The organism is Pseudosulfitobacter pseudonitzschiae, assembly GCF_900129395.1.
In the GTDB taxonomy this organism is placed as follows: Bacteria; Pseudomonadota; Alphaproteobacteria; order Rhodobacterales; family Rhodobacteraceae; genus Pseudosulfitobacter; species Pseudosulfitobacter pseudonitzschiae.
In genome coordinates this window covers 1-18452 of sequence record NZ_FQVP01000010.1, presented here as the reverse complement: position 1 = coordinate 18452, position 18452 = coordinate 1, and the positions used below count along the sequence as shown (strand labels likewise).

Here is an 18452-nt window from a genome sequence, read left to right as displayed (position 1 = left end):
CAATAATATTACGCTGCACTTGCAAAGTGCCCCGGAGCCTCTTAGTGAGTTGCCCTAACGTAAACTTTGGATGTTGAGATGAGCCGACCTGCACAGATCAAAGCGTTGAACGCCGCCGATATTCTTGCCCGCAAAGGTTCGACGCCCCTGGTTTGTCTGACCGCCTATACCACACCGGTGGCAAAACTCGCGGATGAACACTGCGATCTTGTGTTGGTGGGCGACAGTGTGGGGATGGTGCTGCACGGTCTGACCTCAACCCTCGATGTGACCATGGAAATGATGACCTTGCACGGGCGTGCCGTGGCGCGGGGCATCAAACGGGCCTTGATGGTGATCGATATGCCTTTTGGCAGCTACGAAGAAAGCCCGGTCCAGGCGTTTCGCAACGCCGCACGGCTGATGGCTGACACCGGCGCCGGTGCCGTCAAACTGGAGGGTGGACGCCACATGGTCGATACGATCCGGTTTCTCACCGAACGCGGCATCCCCGTGATGGCGCATATCGGGCTGACCCCGCAGGCGGTAAACGCCATTGGCGGCTACAAGGTGCAAGGCCGTGGAACAGATGCAGCGCGTATTCGGGACGACGCCCAAGCCGTTACGGATGCCGGTGCGTTTTCTGTGGTTCTGGAAAAGGTGCCTGCCGCTTTGGCCGATACCATTACGGCCCAGATTGCAATTCCCACGGTCGGGATCGGTGCGTCAGCAGGATGCGACGGCCAGATCCTGGTGATTGATGACATGCTGGGCCTGTTCGACGAATTCAAACCAAAGTTCGTCAAACGCTATGCCCATCTGGCCGCAGATGCATCCACAGCCATCCAAACCTATGCCGCCGAAGTCCGCGCGCGCACCTTTCCCGCCGCCGAACACATCTTTACGGATCAAGGATCAACGTCATGAAAATCATCCGCCGCAAGTCCGAGCTGCGTGACCTGACAAAAAACTGGCACCAGACGGGGGACACGATTGGTGTGGTTCTGACGATGGGTGCGCTGCATGATGGACACCTGAGCCTGGTCAAGGCCGCCCTTAGCCGCGCCGACCGCGTTATCGTGACGATCTTCGTCAACCCGCGTCAGTTCAACAATCCCGAAGATCTGGCAAAATACCCCAAAACCGAAGACAGCGATGCCCGCATACTCGGGCCACTTGAAATTGACGTGCTCTATATCCCAGAGCCCGAGGAAATATACCCCACAGATTTCTCCACGACGATTTCCGTGTCCGGTGTCAGCGCCGGACTGTGCGGCGGCGACCGGCCCGGTCACTTCGATGGCGTGGCGACCGTCGTGACCAAGCTGCTGCTACAGACCGACGCCGATTTCACGTTCTTCGGAGAAAAAGACTTCCAGCAGCTTCAGGTGGTTCGTCGTGTTGTCGCTGACCTTGATTTGAAAACCGAAATTGTCGCCTGCCCCACAGTCCGCGAGGATGCCGGCCTTGCCATGGCTTCGCGTAATCTGCGACTTGAACCGCAAGCGCGGAACGTGGCGCCCGGTCTCGGCCGCGCGCTCGACGACGCGGCCAATGCAATCGCCCGTGGCGAAAGCGTCGCGCAGGCGCTTGATACCGCCCGTCAGACCCTGCGCGCCGCAGGCTTTGACGCAGTCGACTATTTTGAATTGCGTGGCGATCCCGACTTGCAGCCGCTGATGTCGGCGGACCGTCCCGGGCGTCTGTTCGTGGCGGCTTGGCTGAACGGGGTCCGGTTGATCGACAATCTACCGGTCAAGGTTGGATCCGACCTGCCAACTGGGTCCGACAAAATGCCTGAACCCGCCTGACGTCAACCAATCGCGCGCATGAAACACTCACATTTGCCATTGCGCACCGGGAGATGATACCAACACTGCGAAATCAGTCTATTGTGCGGGCCAGCGCCCCCAACCCCCAGAGCCCGATGCAAAACGCCGCAAAGCCTTCTCGCGACCATCCGGAACAAACAAACGTGGCGAACGACCGCTTCCGCTGGAGCGATGCGACGCGCCTGTTCGTGCAGGGCATCCCCCTCGATGTCCAGACCTCACACCCCCCTGCCTACGAGGCCGAAATCCACACCCTGCGGCAAGCCATCCGCGGCGGTCACGATTTCTCGGTCGGCCCGGACGGGATCGACGTGTTGCCCTCAGACCCCGGAAAACCGGGCCTGTTTCACAGCCGCTCGGGCGGCACCACCGGCCCGGCCAAAGCGATCCGGCGCAGTCATCGTTCGTGGATTGCCAGCTTTGAAATCAGCCGGAACCGCTTCAACCTGTCCGCCCGCGATGTCTACGGCGTCCTAAGCCTGCCGTCGCATTCGCTTGCGCTGTTTGCCATCGTCGAGGCCGCGCATCTGGACGCCGACCTGCACCTGCTGGCAGAATTGCGCCCGCGTGCACAGGTCGCACAGTTGGCCCGTGCAGGCGCGACAGTGCTTTATGCCACGCCAACCCAATTGCGCCTGCTCTGTGATGCAGGCGGACAAATCCCATCGCTGCGCCAAATCCTGAGCGGCGGCGGACGCATGCCGCAGGGCCTGCGCAGCCGTCTTGCCGCGCTTTGCCCGCAGGCCACCGTGACCGAATTTTACGGCACCTCGGAAACCAGTTTTATCGCTTGGGGAGACGGCACCGGCCCTGACGGCGCGGTCGGCAAGGCCTATCCGGGAGTCGAGATCGACATCCGCAATCCGGTCGATGGCACCGGCGAACTCTGGGTCCGTAGCCCCTATCTGTTTGACGGCTATGCCGAAGGGCACAGTAGCGACACCCGCTGGCACGACGGCTTTGTCACTGTGGGCGAGTTGGGGCGCATCGACAACGCAGGCCATGTCTTTGTTGCCGGGCGGCACAGCCGCATGGTCACCATCGCAGGTCAGAACGTCTTTCCCGAAGACATCGAGGTGCTGTTGCAAAGCCGCCCCGATATTCCCCATTGCGCGGTGATGCCCCTGCCCGACGACCTGCGCGGCACGGTTCTGGTTGCGGTGATCGCGGGGCAGCCGGATGCTGGTCAGGCGCAAGAGGTGATCGCCCAGTGCCGCGCCGCCTTTGGCCCGCTGGCGGCCCCGCGCCAGGTGATTGCCCTGCCCGACTTTCCGCTGCTGGCCTCGGGCAAACCGGACATGCGGGCCATTGCCGCGCTGGTGGAGGACCGCACATGAGCGGGGTGCAAATCCTGTCGGCCATCCGTTCGCCAGCGGCACCGCGCGGTGGCGCGTTGGCCCGTTTCGCGCTGCACGATCTGGGTGCGCCGGTGTTGCAGGCGGCGATTGCTTCCGCAGGGCTGACACCCGATGCCATCGACGAGGTGATTGCCGGCAATGCCCTTGGCGGCGGTGGCAATCCGGCGCGGATGGTTGCCCTTGCCGCCGGTCTGCCCGAACGCGTTGCAGGCCTCAGCATCGACCGGCAATGCTGCGGTGGGCTGGATGCGCTGTTGCTGGCCTCGGCCCTGATTGCGTCGGGTCAGGCCAATGTGGTCGCGGCGGGCGGTGTCGAATCCTATTCCCGCCGTCCCCTGCGCCTGCGCACCGATCCCGACGGAGGCCCGCCACAACCCTATGACCGCCCGCCCTTTGCACCGTGGCCCGCGCGTGACCCCGATATGGACGCCGCCGCCGATGCGCTGGCCACCGATCTGGGCATCAGCCGCGCCGAACAGGACGCCTGGGCCATCGAAAGCCACCGCAAGGCATTGGCCGCCCCGCCAACCGGTGAAATCCTGCCGCTCCGCGGGCTTTCCAAAGATGCCTTTGCCCGCACGCTGAACACACGGCTTTGCGCCCGCGCGCCGCAGTTGGTCGGGACGATCAGCGCGGCCAATGCGGCGGTGGCGGCGGATGCGGCGGCCTTTTGCATTCTGGTATCGGACCGGGTCGCGGCGCGTCTGGGGGCCACGGGTGTTTCACTGCTGGGCGGCGTCACGCTGGGCGACCGGCCCGAAAGTCCCGGCGTCGCGCCGGTTGCGGCCATCAACACCATTCTGGCCCGCCACAGCCTGAAAGCCACCGACCTGTCTGTGGCCGAAGTAATGGAAGCCTATGCCGTGCAGGCCATGGCCTGTGTCCGGCTGACCGGCATTGCCCCCGCCGTGGTCAATCCCGGAGGCGGCGCACTGGCCCGAGGCCACCCGATTGGTGCGTCGGGTGCGATCAACGCGGTGCGCCTGTTTCATGAGTTGCGTCGCACCGGCGGCAGCGGCCTAACCGCCATCGCCGCCGCCGGCGGGTTGGGCACTGCACTGCTTATGGCGTCTGGTCAAAGCCGCTGAAGGTCGCGTAACTGTCCAAAGGGTCGCGTTCGGTTCTGACGGTGTTCACTGCCGCCTGCGGGTCGGCCCGCCCCAATGCGATGCCACAAACCACCATTTCGTCGGCCCCAAGCCCCAGATGCGCATGGGCGACATCACCGTGATTGGCCAGTGCTCCGATGCCGCAGGTGGCGTATCCCAAGGCCTCGGCCCCGGTCATCAGCCCCATCAGAGCCATGCCAAGATCCATGAAACAGCCCTTGCCCATCTCGGGGTGGATCGTCACCACAATCCCCACCGGCGCGCCAAAAAACCGGTAGTTGGCAGTGAACTGCGCGCGCCGCGCTGCAACATCCCGCCGCCCGATGCCAAGCGCCTGATACAGCGCAAAGCCCGCCGCGCGCTGTTTCGCCTTGAGATCGGCAGGCATCGGTTGCGGAAAATAGGAATACTGCGCCACTTCGGGCCGCCCGTCCCGCACCGCGCCCTCCAGCGCGCCGGCAAGCGCGTCCAGCGGCGCGCCGGTCAGCACATGGAACCGACCGGGTTGCAGATTGGCCCCGCTGGGGGCGGCACGGGCCACCCGCAGGATGCGCACAAGGTCTGCCACCGGCACCGCATCGGGCAGGAAACCCCGCACCGAACGGCGGTGCAGCAGCAGGGCCTCGGTTTCACTCATCCGCGCGACAGGATGCTGTTGGGCCGTGCCTTGGCCAGCCCCGAGGTGATGCCACCGGCCAGAACCGCCTTGAGCACATCGCCCGGAATAAAGGCGGTGACCAGCAGCGCGGCCTCGGCCAGCGTCTTATCCAGCATAAACGCCATGCCCACCACGCCAAAGCCATACAGCACCACGATACCGCCCAGCACCGAGGCCACGGCAGAGACAACCGCCAGATTCCCACGCCAGTTCTGCACGATCAGACCGGTGACAAAGGCCGCAACCGGCCAGCCCACCAGAAACCCGACCGAAGGTGTTGCAAAGACGCCAAGCCCGCCGCGCCCGCCTGCCAGCAACGGCAAACCAAGTGCCACCAGTGCCAGAAACAACAGCACCGCCAACGCCCCGCGTCGCGCGCCCAGCACGGTGCCGCACAGCATCACACCCATGGTCTGCGCAGTGATCGGCACGCCAAAGCCTAGCGTCAGTTTTGGGATCAGGCCAAGTGCTGCAATCAGTGCGGCAAACATGGCAACAAGGGCAAGGTTACGTTCCATAGGTAGGTCCTGTTCTGGTTTGAAGGTCTTCTATTCCATACCACCGCGCGCGCGCAGTGCCTCGGCGACATATTCCGCATCGTCGATGGCCAGCGCCGCCAACGGTGTCACGATTTTCCATCCGGCCCGGCGCGGCGACCGCGCCCGCCAGGATTCGGTCAACCGCCCGCCCTTTTGCGCCAGCACCGGTGCAAAACGCACCACCAGCGCCACCGACAGTTCCAGCGCGCGGGTCGACAAGCCCAGACGTCGCAGCGGCGTCAACAGCCATGACATCACCGCAATCATATCCGAAAGCTGCGTGGTCATGGTGACAAAATTCGCCAGCGCCACCGCCGTCAGCAGCCGCATCGTCACGGCCACCCCCGCCTCGATCTGTCCCGTCACCCCGTGCCAGAGCGCGATCACCACCAAAAACGGCCACAGCATACGCAGCCCGTCCAGCCCCGCGCGGGCAAACCGCGCGCCACCCGTAAGGTACAGCGCCCCGACACCCAGCGCAGCGCCACCCAGCACAAGCGGGCTTTCACTGGCAAACAGCGCCACCGTGGCCAGCGACAAGAGGCCCAGCTTGACGCCTGCCCGCATGTCGTGGGCCCATATCCTAACCGGCGAGGTGAGTGAGATCATCCTCTTCCCCCCATGCCCGCATCTGTGCCTCGAACACGGGCAGAACCCGCGCCGCCGGGCCGTCATCGCGGATCTTGCCCTGATCCAGCCAGATCACCCGGTCAAACCCCATAAGTGTTGCCGGATCATGTGAAATCAGCACAACACTGGCCTCGACCCTGTCGACATAGCGCATCAGCTGCCGCCGTGTCGGAATGTCCAGACCGGAATAGGGTTCGTCCAGCACAATCAGCGCGGGCCGCATCGCCAGCACCGCCATCAGGCAGACCAGCTGCTTTTGCCCCTGCGACAAGCTGTGGGTGGCGGCGTCGGCCCAATGCCCCTTGCCAAAGCGCTGCAAAATCGCGCCGGTCTGTCGCGCCACCTCTGCCTTGTCATGGCCAAGCTGAGTCAGGCCAAAGCCGACTTCTTCGGACACGGTTGGAAAGATAATCTGATGATCGGGATTCTGGAACAGAATACCGACACTGCGCAGCGCCGCCTTGCGGTCGCGCGCCATATCCGTGGCCGCAATGGTGATCTGCCCGGCGCTAGGCGCAATCAAGCCCGCAATCAGCCGCGCCAACGACGTCTTGCCCGACCCGTTGCGCCCGACAATGCCGATCCGCCGTTCGTCGGCAGAAAACGACAGCCCTTCCAGCACCACGCGCCCGGACAGGCGCAGTGCAACACCATCAAGCAGCAATTCAGCGGAACGGTCAGTCAGTGAGGTGGGGTGTAGGCTCAATAGCACGTCTCTGGTGGGGCCGGGGACCGTGGGGCAGATCTTTGCTGGTTCCGCGTAAATCAGAACTCTACCTTAATCGATCTTTGACCCGTTACAACCAACTCTCTCGAGGTTGAACAGCAAAGTATGATGTGATCGTCGTAAACAGAGCTAGCCGCGGTAATTCGGACCGCATATTAAGTTTGGTCGCAAACAAAGGTTACGATTCAGGACGACCAAACAAGAAGCCCGTTCATCTGGGCGGCCGCAATCCGAAATGTCACAGTTTAAAGTGTTTCCACCCATCCGGAGGTGACCCATGCGAGTAACTTGGGTAGGCTGTTTAAGTCGTCGGAGATAACTGTGGGCTGATAGGGCAAGCCCCAACACTATTCTGCGACGGCGCTTTTATGTACAATGGTATAGAGAAACCGCCCCACATAAGGGGTTAATCTTATGTCCGATAAGTTTGCATTATCGGACACAAAAAGATATGCTGCGAGACAGTTCAATTTCATCGCTGGATTCACTGGAAAATGGCCTCAGAGGACGAGAAGTCGACATCATCAAACTCTGATGCGTTTCGTATCGCTCAGAACGGCGACAGCGATCAAGAAAAAAGCGACGACATCTACCTACCCGCCCACGTCGTAGGATCCGGCAGCCTTGATCGCCTGGTCGACGCCGCCCGAGATTATGCGCGCGCCGCTGCTTCTGACAATACGCTGAAAGCCTATACCAAGGATTGGGCGCATTTCGCGCGGTGGTGTCGGATTAAAGGCGCAGAGCCTCTGCCCCCGCCGCACGAAATGATCGGGCTCTATGTTGCAGACCTAGCGTCCGGTTCGGGCCCCTCCCCTGCCCTATCGGTCAGTACCATCGACCGGCGCCTGTCGGGTCTCGCATGGAACTACGCCCAGCGTGGCTTCGCCCTCGATCGCAAGAACCGCCACATCGCCACCGTGCTGGCCGGGATCAAACGCAAACACGCGCGCACGCCGGTGCAGAAGGAAGCGATCCTGGCCGAGGACATTCTCGCGATGGTGGCCACCCTGCCCTACGATCTGCGCGGCCTGCGGGAACGGGCGATCTTGCTTTTGGGTTATGCTGGCGGCCTCCGGCGCTCGGAAATCGTCAGCCTCGACGTGCACAAGGACGACACGCCAGATTCGGGCGGTTGGATCGAGATCTTCGACAAGGGTGCCCTCCTCACCCTGAACGCCAAGACTGGCTGGCGCGAGGTCGAGATCGGCCGCGGGTCCAAGGATCAAACCTGTCCGGTGTACACGCTCGAGCAATGGCTGCACTTCGCGAAGATCGACTTCGGTCCAATCTTCGTCGGCCCCTCGGGCGATGGCAAAAAGGCATCCGAAACGCGCCTGAACGACAAGCACGTCGCGCGGCTGATCAAGCGCACCGTGCTCGACGCGAGCATCCGATCCGAACTACCCGAGAAAGAGCGCCTGGCGATGTTTTCCGGTCATTCGCTGCGCGCCGGTCTCGCCAGCTCTGCCGAAGTCGACGAGTGTTATGTCCAGAAACACCTCGGCCACGCTTCCTCCGAGATGACCCGCCGCTACCAGCGCCGGGGCGACAGGTTCCGGATGAACCTGACCAAGGCCGCCGGTCTCTGAGCCCCTGCCCTATCACGCCGCCTGCCCGCTGAGCCTGCCGTAGAAGCTGCGCTCAAGATGCAGTTCCCCTGCCCCGGCTTTCTCGACCATACCCCGCAGATAGCCGCCCGGCGAGGCAACCTCGCCCGCGCTGTGCTTCTCGAAGACGAGTGCAAAGGCTGCCGTGGCTACCTGTGTGCCCATTCGGTCCTGGGCCACGTTCCAGGCATGTTCTGAGATCCCGATCATCGGCCTGAGTTGCCCTGCAACCCGATGCAGATCGCCCCAATCGTTGAGGAACCCTCCCATGTTGCGCGCCCAGGAGGCAAATTCCGGACAAGCTCGCATGATTGTCGGCAGATCGAGGGCCGTCCGCTTCTTGCGCACCTCTGCAACCCAGTCTTCCAGATCCCTATCAATCCGCTCTTCGGGTGGCGCATTGGGGACCACACCCGCCGCTTCCTCGTTTTTTGAGGAATTACTAGTTACAGGATTAAGTTGATTTGTAGTTAGTATATGGGGTTCGGAAATGACCTCCCTGGGGTTCATATCTTGAGTCTTTTTCGTGACTTCGACATCTTTGTCATCGGTGTTTTCCACAGGTTTCACCGCGCCTATCGCTTTGAGGTAGGCCGCCTCGACCCGTTCCTGGAGATCCTTGAACCACGACAGTAGCCGCTCCAACTGCTCTGAGGCTTCATGACGGCGCGGAAGCCGGTCCAGAAGCTCCTCGAAAACACCTGTGAATTGCCTCCAAGGCCCGCGCAGCGCGCTGCTGAGGGCCGCCTCGATCCGAGCACGGATCATTCGGCGCGCCACCGTGATCTGACGCTTCAGGCGCTGGCAGAGATCGCGCTCGACCTGCAACTCGGCCTGCAGCTCTTCGAACTCTTCGACTCGGGCCGAAAGCGGCGACAGGTCGAAGCCGTAGGCCTCGACGATACGCCCCTCAGCGTCCCTGCGGCCCCACCGCTTGCCATTGGTGCTATCCTGGAAGGAGATCACACCGATCTCCGCCAGACGCCGCGCATGGCGCTTGAGGGCAGACAGTGAATAGCCCGTCTGTTCCATCAGATAGGCGTTCGAGGCCCAGACGATCGGGCGCTGCCCCTCTTCCCAGTCCTGGGCCTGTGTGAAGGCCCCCAGTGTATCGAGGAGCATCATGTCGCCGGCCTTCAGGCCAATATGCGCCCCAACGCGCTTGAGCGCGACAAATGCTCGTGTCTTGGGTACTGCTACCCGTTCACCGGCTTGGGCAAGCTGCTCAGCAACCCCAAGACCCGGTGTCGGCTTGCGCCAACCTGTATATTTCATGCCTGTATCTCACCTCCGGTTATGTGGAGGCAAAAGAAAGCCGTTCGCTCAAAAGCGTTCATCGTTGACAGTGATTCGTGGGAGAGGTATCTTCTAAGCGACCAAACTTTTCAGATTAGCTCTCAGGCCACGCTGCTTGGGGGCTTTTCTTTTGCCTAGATCATTGTTCCGACTGCTCCTCTTTTGTTGCGAGGAATTCGCTGTAGAGCTGATCCAGTCGACCGGAGAGAAAGTCTCCGAACTCGGTTGAATCCTGTGCTGTCAGCGAAATACTGAATGCTCTCCCGGACCGGCCGATGACCCCTTTGATGCGGCCTTTGCCGGCGGTCCAGGTGCGCTTCTTGGGTGCCACGCGCGTCTTTCTGCGCTTGGGTGTCCTGCCCACCTCTGCCAGTCTGCTGTGCAGGAGCTCGAACCTTGCATCGCTATCCAGCTCGTGAAGCCCCTCGAGTTCCAAGGCACCTTCAAGGACCTTCTGGTTCGCAGACTCCGAAGCCAGCTTCTTGAAATCCTCCCAGCGGTCACGGCCAATCTGCTTGGCGGGACCGATCCGCTCAATCACGTGCCTCGGGATGTTCTGCGCGACAGACAACATGCGTGACAACAGCGTTCCATCAATGGTCAGAGCCGACTGGATCACATCCTTCGCCTGCCCCATATCAAGGAGGCTTTTCGCGAAAAGCGCCTTCTCGATGAATGAGAGATCCGCGCGCGCCGTGTTCTCTTGCCCTTGGGCGAGAATGTGCGCCACATCGTCCATTGGTTTGACGACAGCGCGAACTGTCCGGCCAAGGGCTGACGCCACTCGCACTCGCCGATGGCCAAAGACGATCATATAGCGCCCGGCCAGATCCGGGTGCGGGCGAAGCAGTACTGGAGTGTCCTGGCGACCAGCTGCAATCGACTCCTTCAGCTCGTTGAAAGCCTCGTCGTCGTCGCTGAGACGATCCGAGACGAAGGACACATCGATCAATTGGGGATCGATTTCGACGATGGTTTCCCCTTCGAGCAAGCGCTTCGAATTTTCGGCGAGATTGTCAATCGAGACTTTCATGGACTTTGACGCGCCGCGCATCGCATAGCCTGATCGGCCAGAGTCTTTCGGCTGCTCGGAAGAACTGGCCATCACACTTTTCAGGAGGTCTTTACGAGCCATCGAGCTATCTCCTTCTGGGCGATCATAGCCGTGCACACTCTGGACAAACGGCGGTCTGCACGGCTGTCAAAACTAACAATCTGCACGGCTGTCAAAGACGTAGTCATTCGCGCCCCCATGCTTTGTGGATCAGCTCCGAAACCTCATCGTTCACGTCGTTTAGTGAAGTGATTGCCCGGTCATAGGTTGTGCGAACAAACTGGGAGCGCTCGACCTCGTAGAGTGTCTGTTTAGTAATCCCAGCGTCGGAAATCGCCGTGGATTTCAATACAGGCGCGGTAAGCATCTGGTTCGGGAACATCGCCTGCAGGAACCCGACCATCTGCTTTTGAGGGCCATCAGTGGGTTCAAACCTGGTGACCAGATAGCGAAACCACTTCAGCCGCATGTTCGCGCCAGCTTCCCGTATTGTCTTCATGATTCCGCCAAGCATGAGCAGAAACTGACTCATCGACATAACGTCCAGCATCTGTGGGTGGACGGTGACGATGACTGACGACGAGGCTGTCAGTGCGGTCAGCGTGAGATAGCCAAGCTGCGGTGGGCAATCGATCACCACGACATCATAGCGATCATCGACTTCGTCGAGCGCCTTAGAGATCCGAGTGAAGAAAAGCCGCCCCTCGTGGGGGTCGCTGCTCGTCAAGGCAACGGGGGTATCGTACTCATACTCTTGAAGTTCCAAACTTGCAGGCACGATATCAAGGTTAGGAAAGTTCGTTGGTCGGATTACTTCGGTAATTGGCTTGCGTTGATCATCGTAGCGGAGCGTTTCGTAGAGCGATGGAACATTATCGAGCTCTGGCTGAATGCCATGCAGAGCTGTCAGTGATGCCTGCGGGTCAAGATCGATCGCCAGCACACGATGCCCTTTCAGCGCCAAATGCTGAGCCAGATGAGCCGCAGTAGTCGTCTTCCCGGACCCGCCTTTGAAGTTGACGACAGAAACTACGTGCAGTTCCTCACCTTCACGCCGATGGGGCACATACCGCCGCTTTCCAGGCCGACCATGCTTGTCCAAATACGCCCGCAGTTCGAGCATTTGCTCGGCTGAATAACTACGCCTTCCCGACGACGAGGTTTCGGGATCGGGCCCCTTACCTTCTAGGTGGAGCTTCTTGATTGTCGACTGCGTTACACCAAGGTAGTAGGCAACTTCCGCCAAGGAAAACTGACGTAGACCTTTTTGAGCGTCCGGAGGATACTGCTCTTGCCGCAACATGTTGAGGCGATCAGAGATCAGCTCCCCCTGCTGGAGAATGATCTCATCGAAGGGTTGATCCTTCGTATCAGTCTCAAAAGACCTTTCTCTCATCTGCCCGCCCTCTAAATATCGCTTTTTCAGCGAATTCGCTCTTTAAAGTGTCATCTACACGGAAAAATGAGTCTTCACAACGATTATTGCTCTGCTCGCAACTCTGACCCGCCTAGATGTTGACGTTAGGTGGCGTCGCAAAAGGTAGTGACCTAGTCACACCACAGCCCAACATCTAGATTTCCTCGCACGCGCGTGCCCACATTTGATCATGCAGCTCGCGCGACGGATACGCTTACAGCTTTGATATTAAAGGCATTTATAGATTTGCACGGCTGTCAAACTGCCGATACTTTGCTGTAAGTTCGCTTTCCAATCGGGACGAGGGACCCTGTGGCTTGCGTCGTAAGTTTGAAAAACGTCGCCGGGACGAAGCTCTTAAGCCGAGCCAATTGTGGCAACCAAATCGCATCAGCGGAAGGTAGCCTGAAACACAGATATTAGTAGAAAGGATGGGAATCGGCCGGAGCAACCCGGCCGATTCTTTGGCTTAGGCGGCGTCTTTGGGACCCCAGGGGATGATGGCCTGCAGGGACAGATCATCCTGGTTCGCGGCCTTGCCGAGGTTGGCGTTGAAGCCGTGGTCGCGAATGGTCAGCGTGTAGTAGTCGGCGCCGGTCTCCTTGTTCTGCTTCTTCCAGATGCCGCCGCACTCGACCAGCTTGCCGCGCGGAGAGCGGCCGAGAACGCGGTGCGTGGGGGCCATGGGATTCGAGCTCGCGACGGGTTCGACCGTGATGTCGAGGTCGAAGGTCAGGGTCGAGATGGAGCCTATACCTTTTGCGGTTTCGATGTCGTCGCTGGTGAATTTGATGCAGTTCGTGGTCATTGCTCTTCTCCTTGCAGCTGGCCAAGGCCCGGCAACACCGAAGGCGAAGCGCAGCGGAGAGGGGCAGGCGCCGGTCTTTTTGATCCGCGCGGAATGACCCGCAGGGGCAGGGGAAAAAGATCGGCGACAACCTTTGTGGACGGGACGACAGCTGCGACCAGCATGTCATGCAACGCGACACATTAAGAGAATTGCGGTGGCCGCGAATGAAGGTGGTGAACAGCCGAGGAGAACCGCCAAAAAGTTTCAGAGCCATTTTCGAGACCGATCAGGAACACGGCATACGTCGAACCTGAAATTAGCCAGTTCCCAGATCGCTCACCATTGCCGAGTTCCTGCCCACATGCACACTCATCTGCGGATCCCATGCGGCAGCACTCAAGCAGAACGAAGGCCGCCATGGCCATATACGAAACTCGGTATCTGTCCATGCGGCACGACGATCAGGCAGGTTCAAGCGGCTGCAACCCTTCAGGCCCTCACGACAGCCCCCACGGCGCGAACGCAGAAGCAAGGACACAGTGGCTCCGGTTCACGCATCAGATGTCGTCTTGCCCTCCTAGCGAATGGGCTATACGTCATTGACACACACACCACTGAAACCTATATGGGACAAGAGATGACACGATTGCAGACAGTGGTTGAACTGCCCGAATTCCAAAGACGGGCCAAGGCAATCTTGTCGGAAGACGAACGCGAGGCTGCGATCAACTTCATTGCTGCCAATCCGGAGACTGGTGTCTCTCTCGGAGGCGGTCTGCGCAAGGTCCGCATCCCAAGAGAAGGGGGCGGCAAGAGTGGTGGCTTTAGAACGGTGTATGTTTTTGGTGGGACCCATATGCCAATCTTCCTGATCACGGTCTTCGCCAAGAACGAGAAGGCCAACCTGTCGAAGACCGAACAGGCCGCCGCGGTAGGGATGAGCAAGGCGCTTATCGCGAAATATGGAGACGCAACATGACTGCATTCGAATCCATCTCCAAGGGACTGGAAGAGGCTCTGGCGTTCGCAAATGGCGATTTGGCAGGCACGAAGGTGCACGAAGTTTCCGTTGCAGAGGTCGATGTTGCCGAAGTCCGTCAACGGACTGGCCTCTCTCAAGCCGAGTTCGCCAAGAGCATTGGCGTGGCAAAGGGCACGCTCTTGAACTGGGAGCATGGGCGCAGGCACCCGACGGGTCCGGCCCAGGTTCTGCTGGCATTGATCGCCAAGAAACCATCCGTGGTGCAAGATCTGCTCCGCGGTGCGTGAACCGGGGCCTAAGCCCCGATCCTCTTGATACGGATCCCGAGCTTGCGGGCCTTGTCGACGATGTTCTCGGTGATACCCGAACCGGGCGTGGCGATCAGGCCCTGCGGCATGGTCTCGAGCATCTTGTCGTTGCGCTTGAAGGGAGCGGCCTTGCCGTGGCTCTTCCAGTCCGGCTTGAAAACCACTTGGGTGATTCCCCGCGTATCTGCCCAGCGGGCCGCGATCATCTCGGCGCCCTTGGGCGTGCCTCCGTGCAAGAGCACCATGTCGGGGTATTTCGCATGAGTGGCGTCGAGGACGGACCAGATCAGATCGAAGGCGTTATAGTCCCCGCCCGAAAACGCGATCCGCGTGCCTTCGGGGCAGTGGACCTCGGTCTCCTTGCGGCGCTTGGCCGAGAGATAGGCCCGGCTGTCCACCACCGCAGAAGTCAAGCCGCGATGGGAAACCTTGGATCCGGTGCGGGGCAACCAGGGTGAGCCTGTGGCAGCCGAGAAGCGATCTACGGCCAGGTCGCGCATCTGTTCGAAGGCGTCGCGGTGGTCCCAGAGTTTGAGCCCGATCATCTGGAGGCGCTCGAGCTCGACTGAGGCAACCTCGGATCCGTCCTGGATTGCCAGACTTTCCCGGACCTCGAATTCACTGTCGTCGAGAAGCTTCTGGATATGGGCAAGCCGGCGATGGAAGATCGAGGTGAGCGACCAGAGCAACTCTTCGAGATTGTCCTCCAACTGGCTGCCCGTAAGGAGGCCGATGGTGGTCTCGAACAGTGTCGCCATGGCGAGGTCAACCTCGTCGGGCTGGGGCAGGGGGCGCTCTGCCCCGACCCGCCGGTCCATCGCTCCCGAAATCCAAACGGGATCAGATCGAACCTGCGGAACCTTTGCCCTGTCGGGCGTCACAGAGGGGGCTGGCGCTCATCCGGTGACCTGCCCCCGATTGTCAGTGATCTTCGCGAGCAGGGCAGGGGCCCTTTGCGGCAGATCGGGGGCGTCCTCGCCGTGCCGGAGATAAACCTGACGCCGTGTAAGCCCGCTGGTCAGTGCAATTCGCACCGCGTCTCTGCGAAATTCATCCGTTCTTCCTGTGCCCATAGTTCGTCTCCTTTGCTGCACATTATGCTATCAAAGGAGCGGCACCAAACCGCGACAGGTCCAGTTTTGCGCCTGGAAGGGCCGGATCGAGATGTCGAGTGCCTCGTTGTTGTAGGAGCGTCCCAGTGCCTGCTCGCAGAGCGCGTAGAGCATCGCGTCGAACGCCATCTCGAAATCCGCCGCCAGATGCGCCCGCAGGATGTGCTGACGCGTCGCGCGAAGATCGTCGGCCAGGCTTGCCGAAATACCGTCCGCCTTGCGCAAAGTTGCCGCCGGCTCGGAGGTCGGAACCGGTGTCGATGAGGTCGGCGGCGTCACATGCGGGCGGGAAGGGTAGGGCGCGCCATCTGCATCTGCGGTGGTCTCGTCAGGCTCGGGTGCGGCTGGAATATCCTCGGGACGCACGAGGCCCTTCTCGACACGCAGCGCCCCGTCATGGCCGATGGTCAGAACGACACCGGCGATAGCGCGATCTTCGTCTGCGTAAGGTTGCCGTTCGCGCTGCAAGGCCTCGATCTCGCGGAGCCGCGGCTCGATGGCGTAGTATTCTTCGGTCTCCGCGTCAGTCCAGTCCTCACCGTCATTCTGCGATGCCAGTTCTTCCTCGCGCGCAATCAGACGTTCCTCTTCGGCGAGCAGGGCCGGATCGGGTTCAATGTCCTGCGGATAGACCCGCCCGAAACTGCGAAACGCGCCGTAATCCACCGATAGATGTACCTCGACCCATTTCCACGCCGCCTCCAAGGGTTTTGCCGCAGCCTTCAGTTTCTCGATGGCGAGACGCTCGAGGAGCTCGGGGTTTTCCATATGGGCGCTGGCGCGGTCATCGAAGAGATCGCGGAGCAGAACACCTCCCGCCGCCTCGTATGCCTCGATGCCGACAAAGCGCCCAAGGGCCGAGTTCGCCGAATGCGCGGTCTCAGTCAGGTGGCGTTTGATACTTTGCGGATGGATGTGATAGCCGCCCTTCACCACGTTCCACACCGCCAACTGACGATCATGATCGTCGGTGAGGGTGAAGGCCATGACGCATTCGAGGGTCAGATTGCCCGTACGAAAATGTTCGATGATCTCGGGCGCAACACGGGCGAGTTTCAAACGGCGGCGCACCAGATCGACGGAGACGCCGAACTTAAGTGCAACTTCGTCCTCGCTGCGCCCCTCGCCGATCAACTTATCGAAGGACTCGAATTGGTCAGCGAGGTGCATGGCCGCGCGCTGAAGGTTTTCCGTGGCGGAGGTGAGGACGGCGTTGCGCTCGTCTTCAACGAGGCAGGGCACCGGGTGGTCTGCGGGGATCACACCGTCCTCGGCGAGTTGTTTCAGCGCCTTGAGGCGACGACCGCCCGCATCGACGGCAAAACGTGTCTCAGACAGCGCATGAACCACCAGGTTCTGCTTGATACCGGTCTCGCGAATGCTGGCAAGAAGTTCTGCGTCATCGCTCGCGCTTGCCGCAACCTTGCGGACGTTGAGAGGGCTCGGCTCCAGCTGGTCGAGCGGAATCATCCGGATGTCGGCGGCGCCGTCGGGAGCGGTCGATCCGGCGGCTTCGGTCTTTTTCGCGGTGGTGGGTTTCGGGCGGGTCGTGTTCTTGGCCATGGTCAGGATCCTTGTCACGCCGGACCCGGATGAGACTCTCTCTATCCTTTCAAGCCCGGCACCCGGGCTTCCCCTTCTCTGGCTCTTTGCAAATAGGGATCACGTCACCAATCGACCGTTTGTCGCGTTTAACTCCCGATTTCAATTGAAGCGGTAAGCTGTAAGCCAGGCGCAGAAATTTCACCTAAGCGTTTCACGGGAACAGTGGGTTTGAACGGATTTCAAAGCCCGGCGGCCTTGGTGAGATTCACGCGGAAGCGGTCGCGTCGGCGTTGATAGCGGCGGGTCATTTCGGCGGAGGTGTGCCCAAGCTGTTTCTGAACGTAGCGCTCGTCAACCTCTGCAGAACTGGCGAGCCCGGCGCGCAGGGAGTGGCCAGAGAACAGGGCCAGACGTTGCTTTTCGGGCAGCTCCGCGCGAATGCCGCTTTTGAGAACTGTGGCCTTGATGAGTCGGGCGACGTGTTTGTCATTAAGCCGCGCCTCCAGGGCGCGCTTGCCGTCGCGCGAGGTGCGCACGAACACGGGTCCGAAGTCGATCTTGGCAAAGTGCAGCCACTGTTCCAACGCATGCACGGGACAGGTCTGCTCTGAGGATCCGCGCCCGATCTCAACTTCACGCCAGCCGGTCTTGGCGTTCAGGGTCAGTACGACGCCCCCGCCATCATTGCCGTCAAGAACTTCGATCCAACCTCCGCTGTCGGGGGTATCGTCCTTGCCGACATCGAGGCTGACGATTTCGGAACGGCGGAGACCGCCGGCAAACCCCAAAAGCAGGATCGCCCGGTCCCGTAGCCCACGCAGATCGAAGGGCAGGGTGGCGACCATGGCGAGGATGTCCTCGGGCATGATGGCTTCTTTCTGAGCTGGTGGACGCGCGTGCTTGCGTTTGATCCCGGCAAGAACGGTGGCGATGTGGCGGTCTTTACGATCGAGCGTGAACCCGCGCTGCGTGTAATTCCACGACAACCCGGACAAGCGACGCTCGATGGTCGTGACCGAGAGAGGTCGGAACGCCGACTGCGGAGGGGAGGAGTCCGTCGGCGCCGCGAGATCTGCCAAATAGAGCCCAACCAATTCGGGCGACGGAGGAATGGGATCTGTTCCTTTCAGTCTGCACCAGCGCGCGAAGTGCTTCCAGTCGGCGGCGTAGGCCTTATTGGTGTTCTCGGCTGTCGAGGCCTTGGCATAGTCGCGGGCGGTGTCGACCAGCCGATCGAGTGTGCCGGATCCCGCCACATGAGAGGGCAGGGCAATCTCATGCTCTTCCGGAGACACGCTCTCGTCGACCTCGTCTTCGGTGGCCGCATCCATGGACGCTGAGTTCGGTTTTTCGTGCTCTGAGGGCTGGATTCTGGGAGTTGTGCTCATGTTTCTAAGCCTATTCCACATACGTCCGATAATGCAAACTTATTGGACATAGTGGAGAGTGGTAAGGTGGGGCGCTTTGTGCACTATATGTTGGACGAAAGCGCCGCCATGCAGTAGT

At 60.7% G+C, this 18452-nt stretch carries 18 protein-coding genes; 7 read left to right on the top strand and 11 right to left on the bottom strand.

Going from position 1 to position 18452, the window contains the following annotated elements; all coding sequences use genetic code 11:
• The first annotated feature begins 78 nt into the window (after positions 1–78).
• The 4 genes from panB to BUC08_RS20665 all read left to right on the top strand — a co-directional run bounded on the left by panB (position 79) and on the right by BUC08_RS20665 (position 4257).
• On the top strand, positions 79–906 hold the full coding sequence (gene panB, locus BUC08_RS20680; RefSeq protein WP_037931896.1) for a 3-methyl-2-oxobutanoate hydroxymethyltransferase: 828 nt from the start codon (positions 79–81) through the stop codon (positions 904–906).
• Entirely contained in the window at positions 903–1790 is an 888-nt protein-coding gene (gene panC / locus BUC08_RS20675) for a pantoate--beta-alanine ligase (protein ID WP_037931893.1), read from the top strand. Before panB ends, panC begins: the two co-directional genes overlap by 4 nt.
• Positions 1791–1954: 164 nt before the next feature.
• On the top strand, positions 1955–3148 hold the full coding sequence (locus tag BUC08_RS20670) for an AMP-binding protein (RefSeq protein WP_159436712.1): 1194 nt from the start codon (positions 1955–1957) through the stop codon (positions 3146–3148).
• The gene (locus BUC08_RS20665) at positions 3145–4257 is read left to right on the top strand and encodes an acetyl-CoA C-acyltransferase (protein ID WP_037931890.1); all 1113 of its coding nucleotides are present in this window, start codon (positions 3145–3147) and stop codon (positions 4255–4257) included. Before BUC08_RS20670 ends, BUC08_RS20665 begins: the two co-directional genes overlap by 4 nt.
• On the opposite strand, the gene BUC08_RS20660 is transcribed toward BUC08_RS20665, so the two are convergent.
• From BUC08_RS20660 to BUC08_RS20645, 4 genes are read right to left on the bottom strand one after another with little or no spacing between them, the layout of a single operon-like run.
• Positions 4232–4915 carry a nitroreductase gene (locus tag BUC08_RS20660; protein ID WP_037931887.1) on the bottom strand — a complete coding sequence of 228 codons (684 nt, stop codon included), beginning with the start codon at positions 4913–4915 and terminating at the stop codon, positions 4232–4234. The genes BUC08_RS20665 and BUC08_RS20660 overlap by 26 nt on opposite strands.
• Positions 4912–5454: a biotin transporter BioY gene (locus BUC08_RS20655; protein ID WP_037931884.1), complete on the bottom strand. Its 543-nt coding sequence runs from the start codon at positions 5452–5454 to the stop codon at positions 4912–4914. The genes BUC08_RS20660 and BUC08_RS20655 overlap by 4 nt, the downstream gene beginning before the upstream one ends.
• 30 nt (positions 5455–5484) lie before the next feature.
• Positions 5485–6084 carry an energy-coupling factor transporter transmembrane component T family protein gene (locus BUC08_RS20650; protein ID WP_037931881.1) on the bottom strand — a complete coding sequence of 200 codons (600 nt, stop codon included), beginning with the start codon at positions 6082–6084 and terminating at the stop codon, positions 5485–5487.
• Positions 6059–6811, bottom strand: coding sequence for an energy-coupling factor ABC transporter ATP-binding protein (locus BUC08_RS20645; RefSeq protein ID WP_224769599.1), 753 nt, complete (start codon positions 6809–6811; stop codon positions 6059–6061). The genes BUC08_RS20650 and BUC08_RS20645 overlap by 26 nt, the downstream gene beginning before the upstream one ends.
• 515 nt (positions 6812–7326) lie before the next feature.
• Between BUC08_RS20645 and BUC08_RS20640 the strand changes: the two genes are divergently transcribed.
• On the top strand, positions 7327–8424 hold the full coding sequence (locus tag BUC08_RS20640) for a tyrosine-type recombinase/integrase (RefSeq protein ID WP_073194466.1): 1098 nt from the start codon (positions 7327–7329) through the stop codon (positions 8422–8424).
• A 12-nt stretch (positions 8425–8436) separates the two neighbouring features.
• On the opposite strand, the gene repC is transcribed toward BUC08_RS20640, so the two are convergent.
• From repC to BUC08_RS20620, 4 genes are all read right to left on the bottom strand, one after another.
• Positions 8437–9717 carry a plasmid replication protein RepC gene (gene repC, locus BUC08_RS20635; RefSeq protein WP_037932008.1) on the bottom strand — a complete coding sequence of 427 codons (1281 nt, stop codon included), beginning with the start codon at positions 9715–9717 and terminating at the stop codon, positions 8437–8439.
• Between the two features lie 160 nt (positions 9718–9877).
• Positions 9878–10873 (bottom strand): plasmid partitioning protein RepB, encoded by a 996-nt coding sequence (gene repB / locus BUC08_RS20630; protein WP_037932005.1) that lies wholly within the window; start codon positions 10871–10873, stop codon positions 9878–9880.
• A gap of 103 nt (positions 10874–10976) precedes the next feature.
• Positions 10977–12188: a plasmid partitioning protein RepA gene (gene repA / locus BUC08_RS20625; RefSeq protein WP_037932002.1), complete on the bottom strand. Its 1212-nt coding sequence runs from the start codon at positions 12186–12188 to the stop codon at positions 10977–10979.
• A gap of 490 nt (positions 12189–12678) precedes the next feature.
• Complete coding sequence (locus BUC08_RS20620; protein WP_037931997.1) at positions 12679–13017, bottom strand: DUF736 domain-containing protein; 339 nt, start codon at positions 13015–13017, stop codon at positions 12679–12681.
• Between the two features lie 619 nt (positions 13018–13636).
• On the opposite strand from BUC08_RS20620, the gene BUC08_RS20610 reads away from it, so the two are divergent.
• Together BUC08_RS20610 and BUC08_RS20605 are read left to right on the top strand one after the other, a co-directional pair.
• Positions 13637–13978, top strand: a complete 342-nt coding sequence (locus BUC08_RS20610; protein ID WP_037931994.1) for a type II toxin-antitoxin system RelE/ParE family toxin — start codon at positions 13637–13639, stop codon at positions 13976–13978.
• Complete coding sequence (locus BUC08_RS20605; protein ID WP_037931991.1) at positions 13975–14268, top strand: helix-turn-helix domain-containing protein; 294 nt, start codon at positions 13975–13977, stop codon at positions 14266–14268. The genes BUC08_RS20610 and BUC08_RS20605 overlap by 4 nt, the downstream gene beginning before the upstream one ends.
• Positions 14269–14276: 8 nt before the next feature.
• Here BUC08_RS20605 and BUC08_RS20600 read toward each other — a convergent pair whose 3' ends face one another.
• The 3 genes from BUC08_RS20600 to BUC08_RS20590 all read right to left on the bottom strand — a co-directional run bounded on the left by BUC08_RS20600 (position 14277) and on the right by BUC08_RS20590 (position 18277).
• A complete protein-coding gene (locus BUC08_RS20600; protein ID WP_224769552.1) occupies positions 14277–15047 on the bottom strand; it encodes a DUF2493 domain-containing protein in 771 nt (256 codons plus the stop codon).
• Between the two features lie 345 nt (positions 15048–15392).
• The gene (locus BUC08_RS20595) at positions 15393–16964 is read right to left on the bottom strand and encodes a ParB/RepB/Spo0J family partition protein (RefSeq protein ID WP_224769551.1); all 1572 of its coding nucleotides are present in this window, start codon (positions 16962–16964) and stop codon (positions 15393–15395) included.
• A gap of 221 nt (positions 16965–17185) precedes the next feature.
• Positions 17186–18277 carry a tyrosine-type recombinase/integrase gene (locus BUC08_RS20590; protein WP_051694722.1) on the bottom strand — a complete coding sequence of 364 codons (1092 nt, stop codon included), beginning with the start codon at positions 18275–18277 and terminating at the stop codon, positions 17186–17188.
• Positions 18278–18452 lie beyond the last annotated feature (175 nt).